The organism is Fluctibacter corallii (assembly GCF_025751585.1).
Classification (GTDB): domain Bacteria; phylum Pseudomonadota; class Gammaproteobacteria; order Enterobacterales; family Alteromonadaceae; genus Fluctibacter_A; species Fluctibacter_A corallii.
Genome location: NZ_JAOWKX010000007.1, coordinates 251,363 through 267,737, shown reverse-complemented (window position 1 = coordinate 267,737; position 16,375 = coordinate 251,363). Strand labels below are relative to the sequence as shown.

The 16,375-nt window shown below is 41.5% G+C and carries 15 protein-coding genes; 3 read left to right on the top strand and 12 right to left on the bottom strand.

All coding sequences use genetic code 11. The features are described from left to right. Window positions 1–8: 8 nt before the first annotated feature. The 10 genes from OE749_RS14460 to OE749_RS14415 all read right to left on the bottom strand — a co-directional run bounded on the left by OE749_RS14460 (window position 9) and on the right by OE749_RS14415 (window position 13,752). Window positions 9–3,080 (bottom strand): carboxypeptidase-like regulatory domain-containing protein, encoded by a 3,072-nt coding sequence (locus OE749_RS14460; RefSeq protein ID WP_263713176.1) that lies wholly within the window; start codon window positions 3,078–3,080, stop codon window positions 9–11. A gap of 102 nt (window positions 3,081–3,182) precedes the next feature. Continuing rightward, entirely contained in the window at window positions 3,183–4,022 is an 840-nt protein-coding gene (locus tag OE749_RS14455) for a fimbrial biogenesis chaperone (RefSeq protein WP_263713175.1), read from the bottom strand. A gap of 13 nt (window positions 4,023–4,035) precedes the next feature. Next, window positions 4,036–4,500 carry a DUF4402 domain-containing protein gene (locus OE749_RS14450; RefSeq protein ID WP_263713174.1) on the bottom strand — a complete coding sequence of 155 codons (465 nt, stop codon included), beginning with the start codon at window positions 4,498–4,500 and terminating at the stop codon, window positions 4,036–4,038. A gap of 65 nt (window positions 4,501–4,565) precedes the next feature. After that, entirely contained in the window at window positions 4,566–5,186 is a 621-nt protein-coding gene (locus OE749_RS14445) for a DUF4402 domain-containing protein (RefSeq protein ID WP_263713173.1), read from the bottom strand. Between the two features lie 376 nt (window positions 5,187–5,562). Continuing rightward, entirely contained in the window at window positions 5,563–5,835 is a 273-nt protein-coding gene (locus OE749_RS14440; protein ID WP_263713210.1) for a hypothetical protein, read from the bottom strand. A 151-nt stretch (window positions 5,836–5,986) separates the two neighbouring features. Then, on the bottom strand, window positions 5,987–6,550 hold the full coding sequence (locus OE749_RS14435) for an HNH endonuclease (protein ID WP_263713172.1): 564 nt from the start codon (window positions 6,548–6,550) through the stop codon (window positions 5,987–5,989). 3 nt (window positions 6,551–6,553) lie between these two features. After that, the gene (locus tag OE749_RS14430) at window positions 6,554–8,437 is read right to left on the bottom strand and encodes a response regulator receiver domain (RefSeq protein ID WP_263713171.1); all 1,884 of its coding nucleotides are present in this window, start codon (window positions 8,435–8,437) and stop codon (window positions 6,554–6,556) included. Next, a complete protein-coding gene (locus tag OE749_RS14425; RefSeq protein ID WP_263713170.1) occupies window positions 8,430–11,405 on the bottom strand; it encodes an ATP-binding protein in 2,976 nt (991 codons plus the stop codon). Before OE749_RS14425 ends, OE749_RS14430 begins: the two co-directional genes overlap by 8 nt. Window positions 11,406–11,468: 63 nt before the next feature. Beyond that, window positions 11,469–12,677, bottom strand: coding sequence for a DNA cytosine methyltransferase (locus tag OE749_RS14420; RefSeq protein WP_263713168.1), 1,209 nt, complete (start codon window positions 12,675–12,677; stop codon window positions 11,469–11,471). A 211-nt stretch (window positions 12,678–12,888) separates the two neighbouring features. Continuing rightward, window positions 12,889–13,752, bottom strand: coding sequence for a YicC/YloC family endoribonuclease (locus tag OE749_RS14415; RefSeq protein ID WP_263713167.1), 864 nt, complete (start codon window positions 13,750–13,752; stop codon window positions 12,889–12,891). A gap of 229 nt (window positions 13,753–13,981) precedes the next feature. On the opposite strand from OE749_RS14415, the gene rph reads away from it, so the two are divergent. Genes rph through tusA form a run of 3 tightly spaced genes read left to right on the top strand, consistent with a single transcriptional unit; the run spans window position 13,982 to window position 15,602 of the window. Beyond that, window positions 13,982–14,695: a ribonuclease PH gene (gene rph, locus OE749_RS14410; RefSeq protein ID WP_263713166.1), complete on the top strand. Its 714-nt coding sequence runs from the start codon at window positions 13,982–13,984 to the stop codon at window positions 14,693–14,695. A gap of 9 nt (window positions 14,696–14,704) precedes the next feature. Continuing rightward, on the top strand, window positions 14,705–15,346 hold the full coding sequence (gene pyrE, locus OE749_RS14405; RefSeq protein WP_263713165.1) for an orotate phosphoribosyltransferase: 642 nt from the start codon (window positions 14,705–14,707) through the stop codon (window positions 15,344–15,346). Beyond that, the gene (tusA, locus tag OE749_RS14400) at window positions 15,336–15,602 is read left to right on the top strand and encodes a sulfurtransferase TusA (protein ID WP_263713164.1); all 267 of its coding nucleotides are present in this window, start codon (window positions 15,336–15,338) and stop codon (window positions 15,600–15,602) included. The genes pyrE and tusA overlap by 11 nt, the downstream gene beginning before the upstream one ends. On the opposite strand, the gene OE749_RS14395 is transcribed toward tusA, so the two are convergent. Beyond that, on the bottom strand, window positions 15,599–15,790 hold the full coding sequence (locus OE749_RS14395) for a hypothetical protein (protein WP_263713163.1): 192 nt from the start codon (window positions 15,788–15,790) through the stop codon (window positions 15,599–15,601). The two genes, tusA and OE749_RS14395, sit on opposite strands and share 4 nt — an antisense overlap. Before the next feature lie 21 nt (window positions 15,791–15,811). Beyond that, window positions 15,812–16,225, bottom strand: coding sequence for a hypothetical protein (locus OE749_RS14390; protein ID WP_263713162.1), 414 nt, complete (start codon window positions 16,223–16,225; stop codon window positions 15,812–15,814). Window positions 16,226–16,375: the final 150 nt, after the last annotated feature.

Below are 16,375 nucleotides of genomic sequence, written 5' to 3'. Positions count from 1 at the left end.
CACTTTGCTTAGTAGTTAACTTCTATATACTCTACCTGACAGTCAATGTCACTGGCTTGAAGAGTATCGCACACAGTTTGTGCTGATGATTGTGCTTCACTATCATCTTGGCCGTTGCTGGCATCGACGTAATAAAGGCCTAGCTTACTCTTTTGGGTATTGGGATCTGTGTAGTAAAACGCATTGCTCGCAAGCGATTTATCTACGCGCTCTTGTAGTAGCTCAAAATAAACCTGTAAAAACGTTAATGAGCTAAACTCCCCTACCAGTACTGCATACCCTTGCGCCGCGTGTAAATTACGTAAGGTAAAATCGACATCTGTGATCAAATCCCCTTGTTTAGAAAATGTCACTACTTTTTCGCGTTCAGGGGTTTTACCCCGTTGTCTACCTGTTGAGGTATCAACCTGCACCGTGTATTGGCCGGGAGGCACTCGCTCAAACAAATAATACCCATCAAATTCGGTACGGGTTGACGCAATGACAACACCCTTTTCATTGGTTAAGTGTAAGCGCACATAAGGCGCAACTTGCTCTTCGTCATCTGCATTCCGCCAATAGACGGTGCCTTCCAACTCGCCACCTTTAATAACCGGAATATCAAAGTGTTGAACTAAGCCTTTTCTGCCTGATACTGAGAAGCCCTCTGAGGCGATCATCATGGTATGTTCTGGCAAGCTGGTTTCATCAACAACAATATCGGTGCGAAGACCTTCAGGTATCGCTTTTAAGACAGCCGTGCCGGTTTTGTCTGTAACCTCTTCACGAAATGCTTGTGTCGCCTTCACGGTTACGCCATCAATGAGGGGTTCGCCTTCATCATACTGGTTGTCTAAGTCTTTATCCTCAAAAATCCTGACCGCAGTCGCGCCAGAGTTGGCTAATGACCGACCTGAGGTAAAGATTGACTGCGTATCATCGTTGTAGCCTAGCCCTAAACGTGCAACCAGATTGATGCTCCAATTGTCGTTATTGGTGTAATTAGCGATGGTGGTTAAGGTAAAATCTTCATGCAGCCAATTTAAACGCAGATCCAGTCGGTCGTCACTTTCGTCAAAATCGTAAACGTAACGCACCTCAGAGGTAAGTGTGTTAGAGAAAGGATAATTAACTGAGGCACCAATAGAGCTCAGTTCTGTGTCTGGCGTAATGTCATAGTCGGCATAAATACGCGTGAAGGTGTTGCCCCAGCGAGTGCGATATGCCAGTGAACCAAGGGTTTCCCAGCTTTTATCTACCGTTTGACCATTGGCAAATTGTGGCTCTAAGAAGTTACGCTGCCAGAGTAAAGAGTGAGAAAACGAACCGTATCTTGTGTTCATGCCAATCGAATTTTTAAAGAACTCGTTTATCAAGCCATTTTGCTGTTCTGAGCGCGTCCAGGCGTTTTCGTAACTAATAGGAAGGGTTGAGTACCGGAACAAGACACCTGACAGTCGCACACTCAAACTTTCAGCAGTATCTTTTACGGGTTTTGTCGTTAGTATTGTATCGTAATCTAATTGCTTACTGCTGTTGTATATCACGTCGAGTGCCACGTCTGATATTTGCGTGCGGTAGCTGTGGCGCATCGTGCGTCTTAGATCTTCGTTTTCCTGAACGGTGCTATTAAGCAGACCAAAACTTCCCAAATTAATACCAGTATTTACCGCATATTGTGTTTCCTTTTCACCCTCATCGGGGGAAAACTGCGAAGCACCGACACCCAGCGAGAACCAGTTGGTGATACCGTAATCGTAGGAGGCGGCTACATGTATACCGAGTTGCGATGGGGCAATCCCTTCATCACCCACGCCCAAAACGCTTTTGTTGGCATCCACAGCCGAGAATTGGAAAACACCCTCTCCGCCTGCCACATTATTGCTATCAATAAAGAAAGATTCTTCTCTACGTTCTATTTGCCCCTGAGGGCCATAGAACACCAATTCAAATTCGTTGCGTCCGAAGCTAAGTTCAATGTCGTTAAATTCGTAGCGGCCATCGTCAACAGAAATTAAGTTGTCAATTAACACGCCATTGCGATAAAGCTCTACGTCCCAGCCTACTTGAACTTCGCCTACCAAATTCGCACGGCGATTATCAATAAGGCGGTTTTTGGCATTGTTCATGGTGAATCCACGCCCTAAGGACTGGGTGTTTCCCGCACCAATATTTACGGGTACTACATCGCCAAACGCATATTCGGTCATACTAAATGGACCAAGCAGATCGGCATTCTCAGATTTTTTAGACAATGTTAGGCGCGCATCAACAAGTGCATCATCATCTTTACCGTATAAAAAAAGTTGAGAGGTATAGTAGGCCGCGTCTTGCGTCGACAGTACCGAATACGCGGCAGATGTGTCAGACTGATCGGTGCGAAGCGAAACTTGGGCGTCGAGCAGTGGAGGAGAAAAAAGTGCGTAGTCTGAGGCTTGTAACGGCAGCACGGATTGTGTTGTTCTAACCCCGCTATCAAAGCGTAAGCCTCTACGTCGCATTTGTTCCTCGATGGGAAGCGGTATAGGAGAAGACACGAGTAGCGTCAGGCGTTCCTCATCAATAGTGTGACCAAGCGCAAACCAGCGAGAGAGACTCGATAACTCTACGTAGATATCGTCGCTGATTTCATACTCTTGTGCAGAGAGCGTGAATACTTGCCCATTTGCGTTAACTTCCAACTCATCACGGGCGTTAATGTCTGCTTCGAATGTGCGTGATGGGTGCACAAACCAGCCGTTAGCTGTGGCCTGATCGGGGTCGACATCAATCGGAAAATCAATCACCTGAACAAATTCGCTAAGCCCTATTCTTAGGCCGTCAGAACTTTTAGTCGCAAGCACGTCGCCGAGCAATATACCTTTTACATCCACAGTGAATAAGAGTTCTTCACCAATTGCAAATCGGCTGACAGGCGCTAACGGTTCTTGCACCTGTTTTGGCACAGCGTTGTCTATAACGACTGACGTAGGTACACGTTGCGTGCGAGATTGACTGGCTTCGAGCGCCTGATATTTTTGCTTAATTTTTCTAAGGGTTTCTTCGATGTTGGGCACATCAGCCGCGTGTGTATGTAGGTTGTTCAATATCAACAAGGCCACACCACATACCTTTATGAGTAAAGGTATGGTTGGCGTTATATCTTGTTTTTTATTGCCTTTTTTCACACACATCGCGAATTATTATTGTTATATGCTATTTGCTTAAGGTAGCTTTTTTATATCGGATTTTCTAACTGTAATTGTTTCTTCGAAATAGGTATTGTCGCTAAAGTCGCGCACGCCCTCGTATACGACACGCAATGTTCCGTCAGCTGGCGTAAATGCGTTACCCGCCCAAATTAGCTTAGATTCAATTTCGCTCAGCTCCGTCCAGGCATTAAAATCTGCCACTTTTGCCAACAAGCGTTCCTTGCCGCCTTTCGGTGTCCAATAGGCCGATATGTTTCCACTTGCTGAATGGATGCCTTGTCGAACAAGATTGAGGGAAACATGTCCAGTTTGCTTGCTTGCGGAATAATGAATAGTGGCGTCTTCTAACGAGACAGACGCGTCATAGCGTCCTTGTTGAATAGTAATGGGCACAGCAAAACTCATGACCATGTTAATTTGCATTGCCGTCGCCCTTTGTTGCTCTTCTGTTTGTTTCGGCGGTAAGGCTTTAAAGAGAATATGCGACCGATATTCACCTTCATCAAGGTTTCTAGGTCGGCGAAGTGATAACTTTATTACTTGACGCTGGCCTGGTTTCAATGTGACCTGACGAGGAGAAAAACGCAACATAGGGCTGGCAATCGGCAAGCGTTTCGCTTCTTCTTCCGATAATTTTGTGTAACCCCCTTCACTGAGTGCTTTGTTCTCTTGCCATTCTAATCGATATGTATTGGTTTGCTGTGATGTATTGGTAAGGGTAAGCGTCGCGCTACGTTCTTGCTCATCAAACGAGACGCGAACCGGATAAATCAACAGGTTTGACCAAGCCAGACTGCTGGTCAGCATTAATAGCGTAAGTAACGTCGTCAACGATACGTATTTTTTCAACATTGTTATTGTACCTTTAATAAGTCACTTCAATGGGAAGCATGATCTGGTAGGTGGCTGGGCCGATATATTGCCCTCCAAGCCCTGATGTTTCTAGTACCCCACCTACACGAAACTGTGCAGAGCCTGCAGCGTCAGCTTTAATTGTAGCTGGCATATCAACACTGCTAATAGCAAATTGCTGCGTGCTCGGCAATGTAGAGGCTGAGTAAGCGGGTAAATTTGCAGACAGAGTAACAACGGTGAAAGGCGGTAAATCGGTGAGGGTATACACACCTGGTGTTCCCAACTCCAAAATATAAATATTGTTTGTTGAGCTTGCTCTACCTGAGCTAGAAAGTTGAACTGTACTGACAACTGAGTTGTCGATAATAGAGATTTTACCGAAGCTAAAGGCTTGTTCTGTCACGAGATCTGCGTGTGAAGAAGGGGGCGTAAGAATCGCCAGTACCAACAGAAATAAAAAAAGAACAGGCTTCATACTACTACCCAAACAAAACGAATGCGCATTTAAGCACAGTTCGTTTTGTCAGGCAAAATACAACATTAGTAAGTAACAGTAACGTCAAAATCACCAGTGTATGTTGTATTTTCATAAGTTAGTGTAGGCGTACCTGGATCAGTAGTCAGTGTTGCACCTACGTTGAATGCGATTGCACCACTTGCATCAGCGGTAACGGTTGTAGTTACTGCTGCTGGCGTACCACTAGTTTGGTATGCAGTGAAGTCAAACAACCGAAGCACTGGCGCGCCAGTTGGAGCTGGGTTAAGTACTAGATCTACTGGTGCAGCAGGAAGCGTTAGCGTAAGCGCTGTAAATGGTGCTAAACCCGCAACCTGAAGTGAAGGACGAGCAGGAGTACCGCCCACGTTTTGTAGTACCGCAGTACCAGCACCAGTACATGCAGCAGCAGCAGCTGTGCCTAGTGTGCTGTTAAGTGCAGACGCAGGGTTTGCAGGTAAAGTAATACCTACGCAGTTACCCGCTGTGTTATCAACTGTGGCACGAACGATACCAAAGTCTAGTGAACCCGTTAGCGTGAAGTTGATTGAGTTATCGACAGCAACAGTAGCTGGAACAGTGAGTGTTTCTGCATTAGCAGACGTTGCAAGTGCGCCAAGTACGATGGCTGACACGCCCGCTAATTTTAAATTGTTACGTAACATCTTTAATACATTCCTAAATCAATAATACTGCAAAACGCCCCTGAGTATTCTTGTTATATAAATACAAAGACGCGTTCATGTTATCGGCTTATCTGTAAAGATCTTTAGTAGCATGACATAAATTTTGTACACATTTAATTTCGTCGCACTAAATTACCCTTATTATACTCGCAATTTTGAACTGTACAAAATTTATTCAGTATGTGTTTTCATCTTTAAACACAAGGGATATATACGTATGCGCTAAGTCACTGATTTAAAATATCAATCAAAATGGTGGTTGCCCTAATTAACTCAGAGAAGGTGCAGGCGTGTTTTTTAAAGCAACGAAAAGAATGCATTCGCAGGCCAAACTTTATTTCGACTTTTTGGTCGACTATTTTTTCAAACCATCAAAAATCGCTGAAGCTACATATTCAGGAAAGTTTAGTGGAATTATCGCTTCTACCTTAGAACTGGCAGGGTCTACGTTATCGACGAGGTATTTGTAATGCTTCGCTTTAGATACGAAATGACGAGGCTGAATTGTACTCCATTTGTATTGCGTACTTTGCTCCTTTAACGACATAGCTACATTTTCTGTGGTTGCAATACTCTTTTCGCCCCGTTCTTTTCTGAAAATGGAGGGGACGCCGATAAAATGTCGCATAGCGGCGTCATTCGGTATCTAATGTCAGCCTCTAAAAACACACTAAAGTTTTTACTATGACCATCAATGGCAGCTAATAGCCAGAGTAGCCCATGAATTGTGTTTATCAACTAATAAGGTGAAATGTGCGTAGCTTGAGAACTGAGGTCACCTATTGACAATAGTTTGTAGCTTTCACAAAAGCTTTATCAAGCTCTTTGTATAAACTCAACGACTTATCAGATTCTGCCTTGATGTTATCGTACAAGCTATTTGCGATTACTTTAATAGCCTGTTTTTCACTATCATTCAGCTTAGGATAATTAAATGACTCTATGTGCTTTAATATCTTTTGCTTTCTAGTCTCAAACACTGATTCGTCACCACGTTTTTGACAAACAATTTTGAGATGCTCCAACCAATCTGTATAAGTTTTATCTTCTTTTTTTGCCCTAGTGTTACATTCGGTGCAACAAGGTACCGTATTGCCAGGGTGATGCAGACCATATTCACTTCGATTAAACATATAAAGGTGTTCAATTTGAAGCTTCTCTTTAGTCTGGCCACAATAGGCACACGAAGAGTTAAAAACTTCGTTTTTGATTCTTAGCCAGATTTCCTTCCCTTTACCATTTCCAGTATTGAAAGAATGGCCTAGATAGAATTCTCCGACTTTAGTAAGAAAAGCTCTTACCGCCGTGTTAGCAGAGTCCGAAGGGGTGTTATAAACAGCCACTTATTAAAGCCCCAAAAAGTCTAATCCAACACGTGCTTTTGCAAAACCTAAACGTCCTAGTAAATTTAATGCGTATTCGTAACGAAGCTCTGCTATGACCTTTGCTTCTGATTTTTCGATTATAGGCTCGTCATTGCCATTTACATATGTATGGTACAGCTCCAATGTCTTATTTTCTTTATCAAAAATACCGTTATTGCCAGCCAAATATTCAACGGATTTAGGATTTGCTTTTCCATCAATTCCAACGGTAAAACTTAGATAAGATATTTCATCACTCCCGGAATCCAACTTAACGAATACTAAGTTATTTCGTGTAGCATAAGTTAATATTTGTCCTAACTCATCTGTGTCAGATAATTTGGGTAAACTATCTTCCTTAACCCCTAAAGCATTGATCATGGACTTTCTCGTCTGCTTCCAAGCACTCTTTGCATCATATAACTGAACCAATGTTAAAGGCATATAGCCGTCAGTTTCATTAGGCTCTTCTCCCTCTTTGTAATCAGCACCTTTTTGCCCAGGTACCAGGTCACATATAGGTGTTAGACACAACCAGTAGTTGTTTTCCATTTCAATTATATGGCCTGTAGATACGTGATATGTATCTATACTTTTTGTACAACTGAAGCAATTTGCGTGAACTATCTGGCCTGCTCCATCTGCAATAACCTCAGGTGCAACAAACATAGGAAGAACACTCTCCTTAGCATTTTGTTTTCTGAGGTCCATTGCTAGTCGGTTTGCAAAATTGCTTACATCATCTTTTATCTCCACAGCAAGCTCTTCCCACAACTTGTAGATTATCCCCCAAGTTTTCGACTCTATTGAGTAAGAACTTTTCGAGTTAAGAAGATCGTTAAGCCAAGCTGCTTGTAAGTACTCTTTATGGAGTATATTCTGAGCGGCTGAAATACCATTTCTCTCAATTTCATACCTGAGTTTAGCTAAAATTAATTTATGAGGGTGTGGCATCCAAGTGCTTAATGCTTGTAGAATTTTTTCAGGAATATCTGAAACAGGGGTTTCTTTTTTCCCTAAAACTGTAAGAAATAAGTCATCAGTTTTTAACCAGTTATTATCTCCGTTCATACCCCAATCAAAATGGTTGTAGTCCTTATCTCCGAATTGGCTAGCGCATGAGTCAAACTTTTCACAACAAAGCCATTTAATTAATAACTGAACTGGTAAATTAACTTCGGCTGGTTTACCCTTATAAATTTGATAAAACTGATCAAGATATTTTGATTGAACTTTCCCTTTAATAAGCTCTTTCCCAACATTTTTACAAAGCTCTAATAATTGTAAATCAGTTATTGAGTCCAATATTTTTTGACAAACATCTTCTCCAGTTTCGATTTCCCAATCTTGAAGCCCATCTTTGATTTTCGTAAGAAGAGTTTCATTTAAAGCGGCAATATCGGGCTTTTTTTGCATCGATAGTACAACATCTCTAAACACATCGTTGACTGTTCCACCAGTGCCGGAATATCCTTTTGTGTGAATAGCGACTAAATTAAAATGTTTATTCTCCGCTAAATGTTTCAACAAAGCTAATGAGCGCTCACATATTCCTTCGTCCTCACCATCTAGATGATAATCCAAAATTAATAAGTCGCTATGGTGAAGTCTATTTGCAATTTGGCTATTTTCAGCCACATCTTCCTTGCCATCATAAACATCGAGCATCCAGTTAAATTTATCACTTTTGCAAGTAGTTATTACACTTTTCAGCCTATCAGTATCAACTTTGTCATATTCGGATAACTTATTGTCTAATAAGGTATCCAACGTTGGGTATTCATCATCGATAACAGTTACTGTTCTAATAGGTTCAATAAAGGCTTCTTCGAGATAAGGTGTATAGTTGAATTCCGTATTACTCACTGCGCTCTACTCCTTGAAATGACACTATAAAGTTTGCTCCCTCTAATACTTTGTTTGCTGGATCTTTTTCATAATAAATATCATGACCACCAGCTTGAAGATTCATGCGACAAAGATAAAGGCCGACGCCGCGACCACCGCGTTGTTTTCTTGTAAAGAAAAGAGTGAAAAGACTATCAACATCATCAATGTCAACACCCGGCCCATTATCACTGACAATCACTTTCCCATTTTTAAAATCAATATTGATTAGTCGCTTTTCACATTCAGTATGTTTAACCCAGTATCTAGCGTTATTAATTAAATTAATAAAAACAGGGTATATTCTGGACGGTTGTTCAAAGATACTTAGATTTAAAAAATCATCTGTGCAATTAAATTCAATATCATTATTTTCTAGCCTTTTTCCAAAAAAATTCTTCACATACTGGAAAATATCATGTCCTGATATATCTGATTTTATTTTCTCTCCCGACAACTTTAAGGTCGATAGAAAGCGCCAAGAATCACTTAACGATTGATGTGCAATCAATACCGAGTTAAGAACCTCTAACTGTTTAGCATCTAATGCAGACTCTTTAAGGTAACTAAGGCCATTTGCGATAGTCATATCAATGCCTTCAATCTCGTGGCCAATAATCTCTACTGATATACCCAATTGAGCCAAACTATTCATCCGTTCTACTTCTTTCTTTAACGATGAATTTTCATTTAAAGAATGCAGCGCTAGTCCTTCGAGATCAATTTGATTTCTAATACTCTCAATGGCCGTCAAATAAGGTTTAAACTGCTGATTTATTTTTACGTCTTGTTTTTGATACTCGTCTTCAATTCTATTCGTTACTGTTGCTAAATCCGTTCTACCAGCGGCAAGATCATCAAGGTAATTAGAAAGCTCTTTATGAAATCTTTTATTGGCAAGAGAGAGCTCTTCATCAAATCTAGATAACTCAGTCTTTAACAAACTTCTACCTTCGGTTGCATATTTATTTATTTTAGAGTGTAAAACAGCCGCTTTACTCCTGAAGTCCTTCTCTGCAATATCAATATCTTGTTTAACAGTAAGCTTTTCGAGAGACTCGTTCAGTGAGGTATTTATATTTTTAATTAACACATACGCATTTAATTCTGAATCTCGGTATTCACGGTAAGCATTCTCAACGCTACCTAAAGACTTGGGAATAGGGGATAATGACAGCTCTTTAAGTCTACCCTGTAAATCCGTTACAACATGTCTGATTTGAATTATTTCATCTTGACTGTTTAGACTAAGTCTAGACTCAAGCTGCTCTACAAGCTCATTAACTTCTAATAAAATATCTGTAAGTTGTGGTGTATTTTTATTGATAGCAGCTCTAATTCTATTTTGTTCTTTCTTTAATAATTTTTTTCTGTCCTCAGAAGCTTTTTCCTCTGCATGCTTTTTGTTCAGCTCTGCTAATGAGTCTACTCTGATCTGTGAATAACGACCTAAAAATCGATCAGCGATATCAACAAGGATATTTTCAACGATTTCTTTAAATAACTTAGATGCCTTGTTGTCTATTATCCCCTCTCTACCAGCTTTATCCTTGAGATTAGGATTACCATACTTACTTATACAAACACCGCCAAAAATATTACGGTTAGAAAAAATGTAACGACCCGCATTTTTAGTACGACGCTTCTCAATTTCGAAAAAGTCATTATTTTCTCGGCCATACGGCATAACACGCAAATGATCTCGGTGAACCATTAAGCCAGCAAACTCTACTGTTTGTTCTAATAACTTGGTGTGTAGCACATCAGAAAGCGAAGTGTTCTTTTTTAAAATTTCGAATGTACCTAATCTGATATCGAATGGACCAAATCTCGTATCTTTTCGTGTTTTATATCTTACTTTTGGTTTTACAGTTACATCTTCGTACCAAACACCAAACGCCTTAACTCGCCCATTAAAAATACCTTGTTCATCAACTTTACCTTCAATGGTATGCTCCAATTGATCAAACTCTTCAATTCCAAAGCTCCTGGCATCGCTGATAGCATCTCGTTGCATGCTACCGTTATGAGCAATAACTCTGTACTCAAAGTCGTCAATCCTATTTTCTCCTTCTCTTGTCAAAGGATTAATAAAGCTTGCCAATGTCTGTTGAAAGTTCTCTTTCGCTCTTTTGTCTGAACCTTCTAACTCAGAGCCAGAATCGCTGGAGAGTTGCGCTATCAGATCGTCATTAATGTTCCCTATAATCATGGCCGTGCCGTTTGACGACTTCCCATTCCATACAGGCCAAGATTCAAAATGTCGTTCAGAGAATGCTTCGTCAATTACAGTTTCTTCTATCAGCTCTTTAGTTGTTTGGTCTTTCCCTTCTTCTAATTCTTGCTCATGATAAGAAGACCAAGCGGCTTCAACACGTTTGTCTCTGCCAGAATCGAGACCATCCCCCCATAGATTTCCCATCAACTTATCAAACATGCTAGGCAAGAGCTCTGGCAATTCACTTCGAGTTTCAAACTCCATAATAGGCAGTTGAATATCGTGAAGCATCAAATAAGGATTTTCAAAAAGTCTCCAATCTAATAAGCACGCAACAAACTTTTCATTTTTTTTCTTTGACATTAAAAGTAAAAGAGAACCAAGGGCGGCGGATGATAACCGGCCAATTCCTTTTTGTCCTTGTTTAACTCGAACCTTCTCAATGCCGTTCTTATCACTTTCAGAGAGTTCGCTGGAGACAGCTTTTGATTCAGTACCTACAATGAGCCACTTCTGTTCAATGTCCGTGATGGTCATTCCATGCCCATCATCGACAAGAGTAGCCACTTGGAAATCACCGTCATATATATTTAAAGAGACACTACGGGCATATGCGTCGTAAGCATTTTTCCAGAGCTCAGAAATAGCTGTCGGACAATCTGCTATTTGTTCGCGGCCTAGGTGATCTATTGTCCTAGCGCGTGTTTGAAAAGATAAGGAAGCTACCATTTATTATCCATTAAGATTGGTAAGTAAAACACAAAATAATTCTCAATTGAGAATGTGCATATATTAAGCCACGTTCTGCCTGAAATAACTTATTTTCAACAAAGAATTTTTAATATTGTTTATTAGTGCAGTCCCCAAATTCAAAGGAACTGCATTTCCTATTTGCCTGGCCTGTTCAGTAGTAGATCCCAGGAAAATATAGTCATCAGGAAAGCTCTGTAAACGAGCTGCATGCCTAAGGGTAATACCGTGATTACGCCAAGGGTGAACAAACCTTCCTTTTGATGGATTGTTACAACCAGTGGTCATAGTATTACTCGGTAAATGAATTAAGATTCGACCGTAGACATCTTTATGCCCTTTGTAATCTCCGGAGTGGCATTTTAATTCATGTTTCTTGCCTGCATCTTCACGACTACCGTTTAAAGGCGTGTCATTGAACCTTCCAACCATTTTTGCAGTTGGTTGCATATGAACATTACACGGATCATCTTTGGCGATCACACCGCCAAACTCTAAGCCTCCCAATAGGTCAAAACATTCTCGCTTAGTCAGCTTCGTTTTGACTTTAAAATAATCTTGCCAGTATTTTTCGTATAAACTTCTGGGTATTGGTTCAAAAATCGATGAAGACGTTTTCCAGTGTGGTACTTTCTTTTGTGAAGGCGAAAAATGCGTTGCCTCAGGCGGGAAACAATAATCCTGTGAGGCCAAATCTTCTCTTACTGCAAATATGAAAACTCTCTTACGATTTTGAGGTACACCGTAGTCTTTTGCATTAAGTACGATGGGAGCGTTACCGATAACTTTGTAATTATGCTTTTTTGCCAGAGTCATGAATTTGTTCAAGTGTTTTTCATGCCTTTTCCATAATAACCCTGGGACATTTTCTACTAAAAATGCTTTTGGTCTAAGCTCACTAACGAAATCAAAATATCTCATCAACAACTTATTTCTTGGATCGCTTGCTCCAGTATCTTTAATTCGGTGAGTTGAAAAACCTTGGCACGGAGGTCCACCTAAAAGTAAATCTAATTCGCCTGGCTTAATATTTCGGTACTTCATAAAACCACGAATATCTACTTCATTAATATCTTGATTGAATACATCCGTTTCAGCCCCCAACCTTTCAACAAGATTGGTCCGATACGTCTCGGCAGCCATACTGTCAAACTCTACAGCAGCTAATATATCAAAGCCCAATTCATGAGCTGCAAGCGAAAATCCACCTGCTCCAGCAAATAAGTCTATTGCTGTAAGTTTTCGAACCAAGAAAAATCCCCAAATTAAATTACCCCTAACCTACTGGAGTTTACCTTAGGCCAAAAGCTAGTGTCCACTTCCCTGTATAAAACTCTAATTAAGGCTGTTTCATATTAGGGAAAGTGGGCAGAATGAATATCCACGGAACCACAAAAAACAAAACCCCGCCATAAAACGAGGTTTTTCAAAGTGCTATGAGTTTTTTGAGCGCTAATGAACTTTACTCAATATTCTGGATCTGCTCGCGCATTTGTTCGATCAGCACTTTGAGTTCTACGGCTGATTGGGTGATGTCGGTGTGAATAGACTTTGAGCCTAAGGTGTTAGACTCGCGGTTAAATTCTTGCATCATAAAGTCGAGTCTGCGTCCGACTGCGCCGCCTTTGTTTAAGATGTTACGCGTTTCGGTTAGGTGGGCGTCGAGGCGGTCTAGTTCTTCAGCTACATCAACTTTTTGCGCAAGCATGATCATTTCTTGCTCTAGTCGGCCTTCTTCTAACTCAATTTTGGCTTCTTCGAAGCGTGATAGTATCTTTTCTCGCTGCCATGTCACTATGTCAGGCATGCGGGCGCGTACTTTGTCTACTTCTATTTTGATGCCATCTAAACGTTGTTCGATGAGTGCTTTAAGGCTATTGCCTTCGCTTGCTCTTGCAGCGATAAAATCGTTCAGCGTTTCGTCTAAACAGGCTAAAACGTCAGATTGAATCGCATCCATATCGGCTTCTTCTGCCGCTATAACGCCTGGCCAGCGAAGAATATCAACCGGGTTGACGCCACTTGATTGACCATGGCTTTGTACCCAATCTGCTGCGTGCAGAAGTTGCTTGGCTAAATCTTCATTTAGGTTAAGCTTGCTGGTGGCACCATCGTTAGGCACAAAACGTAAACTGCATTCTACTTTTCCGCGTTGTAAACGTTTTCTGAAACGTTCACGTAGCACCGGCTCTAACGAGCGAAATTGCTCAGGTAGACGGAAGTACGTTTCTAAAAAGCGTTGGTTCACTGAGCGCACTTCCCACACAGCGCTTCCCCAGTCAGCTTTTAGTTCTTTGCGGGCAAAAGCAGTCATGCTGTAAATCATTGCGATTCCTTTATCCAATTCGTAGCTACATCGCTACTTTACTGTCTCTATTCCATTATATTACCTGTTGTGAATGAAAAAAGCTGAAACTTCTTTAAAGAGGAAAGTAAAGCTGCCAATACACAGGTAAATCACTTTTTGTGTTTACAATGTCTTTTACAATACAGAGATGCAAGTTCTCTGAGAGATACGCTATAATCCTGCGCTCAAACACAGAGGAACCCAAGCTATGCGTCCAAGCGGAAGAACAGCCAGTCAGATTCGCCCCGTCACTATTACTCGAAATTTCACTTGCCATGCCGAAGGCTCGGTACTTGTTGAATTCGGGAATACCAAAGTTATTTGTAATGCCACTGTTGAAGAAGGCGTTCCAAGGTTTATGAAGGGGCAAGGGAAAGGCTGGATCACTGCTGAATATAGTATGCTTCCACGTTCTACTCATACGCGCTCAGCACGTGAAGCGGCGCGCGGAAAACAAGGCGGTCGTACATTAGAAATTCAGCGTTTAATTGCACGCTCACTGAGAGCCGCTGTGGATTTATCAATGCTGGGTGAGAACACCATTACTATTGATTGTGATGTTATTCAAGCCGATGGTGGTACACGCACGGCGTCTATTACTGGTGCATGTGTTGCGTTAGTTGATGCGCTTAGTCATATGCGTACCAAAGGTTTAATTAAAACTAATCCACTTAAGCACATGATTGCTGCATTGTCTGTGGGAGTTTATCAAGGTAATGCAATTTCAGATTTGGAGTACATTGAAGATTCAGAAGCGGAAACCGATATGAATGTTGTCATGACAGACACCGGTAAGCTAATTGAAGTTCAGGGTACAGCTGAAGGTGAGCCGTTCACATTTGAAGAAATGCATGAAATGTTAGAGCTGGCGAAGCACGGTCTTCGTGAACTGTTCGACATCCAAAAGGCAGCACTTAACTAGGAGATGGCCATGCTTGATTTTCAGAAGGCATTCATAGAGTTTGCGCTGGGTAAAGGCGTGCTTAAATTTGGTGAGTTTACGCTTAAATCAGGCAGAAAAAGCCCGTATTTTTTTAATGCGGGTTTGTTTAACACGGGTAAAGACCTAGCAACGCTGGGTCAATGCTATGCGCAAGCGTTGGTCAATGCGGGGATCCCGTTTGATGTCTTGTTTGGCCCAGCATATAAAGGGATCCCTATTGCAACCACAACGGCAGTAGCGCTGGCCGATAAACACAATATTGATACACCCTATTGTTTTAATCGAAAAGAAGCGAAAACCCACGGTGAGGGCGGGAATCTTGTCGGCAGTCAACTTGCGGGACGAGTGATGCTAGTGGACGACGTAATCACGGCGGGTACAGCGATTCGTGAGTCGATGACGTTAATTGAGCAAAATAACGCTAGCTTGGCAGGGGTGTTAATTGCACTCGATCGTCAAGAAAAAGGACAAGGCGAGTTGTCAGCGATTCAAGAAGTTGAACGTGACTTTGATACGCAAGTTATCTCTATTATCAGCTTGGCAGACTTAATTCAGTATTTAGAAGATAAACCTGAGATGGCGGCGCATTTGGCGAACATAAGACAATACCGTGAAGACTATGGCATCTGATAATACGTTGCCTGAACCCTTTGCCAATGCAGATCATACGCTGGATGCGTTGGGTCTGCGTTGCCCTGAACCTGTGATGATGGTACGTCTGCAAATTCGAAAAATGAACGTGGGTGAATCGTTGGCGATTATTGCCGATGATCATTCTACCACGCGCGATATTCCGAGCTTTTGCCGCTTTATGGATCACACATTAGAAAATCAGCGTACTGATAGCAAACCTTACCTGTATCTCATTACAAAAGCACATGGCTAGTAAACTTGCTGATTATTATACTTTTGAGACACAGACCAAAGTAACATCGCGCTAAGCAGTTTTTTGGTCTGTTCTTCACAGCGAAGCTCTTCGACATAAAGGGCTTCTTCTCTTACTAAGCGTTCAAGCGCAGAGCGTTTCAGTCTGACATGTATAAATTCGTCTTCTTCCAAATGGCGGCTTTGCATATGCGTTCTCCAAAATGATGATTAGTGTACTGATGATGGCGAAAATATGCTGTCAGCACGGTGCAGCGCAGCAATGGCATTGAGCACCTGTGAGAGCGATTCTGGTTCGGCTGAGTGAATGGGTAATAGTGTTTCTAGCTGACCCACTGCTCTCAGTAGAATCGCACTGGCTTGCGTTTGTTGCCCATGTTCACACAGGTCTTGTACATACCGTAACGTTACGTCAGCATACAGAGCAAAGCGTGAATCGTGATGTCCGTTGAGCAAGATCACCGTCGCTGTATCCAGTGCATAACCAAGGTGTATGAGTGACGCTTGCGTTGCACCCTGCTCTTTTAATATTTGCACCGTATCCATGCTGGTATGAAAAAGGTTTATGGCTGCATCGAGGTGGGATCGTAGCCACGCTCTATGATTCGGGCACAGGTGTTTCATTTGTCTTCCTCATTGAGTTGTTACCTTCACATTAATGCAAATGAGAATTATTATCAAATGAAAAATAAGAAAAAGATTAACAAATTTGAAACAAATTACGCTGGGCTACGTGTGTGCTCCGTTAAAAACGTATGTAAATATATGATTTTA

Bases quoted from the DNA above. Each gene is read 5' to 3' on its own strand.
- OE749_RS14455 (WP_263713175.1), bottom strand. From the start codon at position 4,022: ATGTTGAAAAAATACGTATCGTTGACGACGTTACTTACGCTATTAATG.
- OE749_RS14450 (WP_263713174.1), bottom strand. From the start codon at position 4,500: ATGAAGCCTGTTCTTTTTTTATTTCTGTTGGTACTGGCGATTCTTACG.
- OE749_RS14445 (WP_263713173.1), bottom strand. From the start codon at position 5,186: ATGTTACGTAACAATTTAAAATTAGCGGGCGTGTCAGCCATCGTACTT.
- OE749_RS14440 (WP_263713210.1), bottom strand. From the start codon at position 5,835: ATGCGACATTTTATCGGCGTCCCCTCCATTTTCAGAAAAGAACGGGGC.
- OE749_RS14425 (WP_263713170.1), bottom strand. From the start codon at position 11,405: ATGGTAGCTTCCTTATCTTTTCAAACACGCGCTAGGACAATAGATCAC.
- OE749_RS14415 (WP_263713167.1), bottom strand. From the start codon at position 13,752: ATGATTTACAGCATGACTGCTTTTGCCCGCAAAGAACTAAAAGCTGAC.
- rph (WP_263713166.1), top strand. From the start codon at position 13,982: ATGCGTCCAAGCGGAAGAACAGCCAGTCAGATTCGCCCCGTCACTATT.
- pyrE (WP_263713165.1), top strand. From the start codon at position 14,705: ATGCTTGATTTTCAGAAGGCATTCATAGAGTTTGCGCTGGGTAAAGGC.
- tusA (WP_263713164.1), top strand. From the start codon at position 15,336: ATGGCATCTGATAATACGTTGCCTGAACCCTTTGCCAATGCAGATCAT.
- OE749_RS14395 (WP_263713163.1), bottom strand. From the start codon at position 15,790: ATGCAAAGCCGCCATTTGGAAGAAGACGAATTTATACATGTCAGACTG.
- OE749_RS14390 (WP_263713162.1), bottom strand. From the start codon at position 16,225: ATGAAACACCTGTGCCCGAATCATAGAGCGTGGCTACGATCCCACCTC.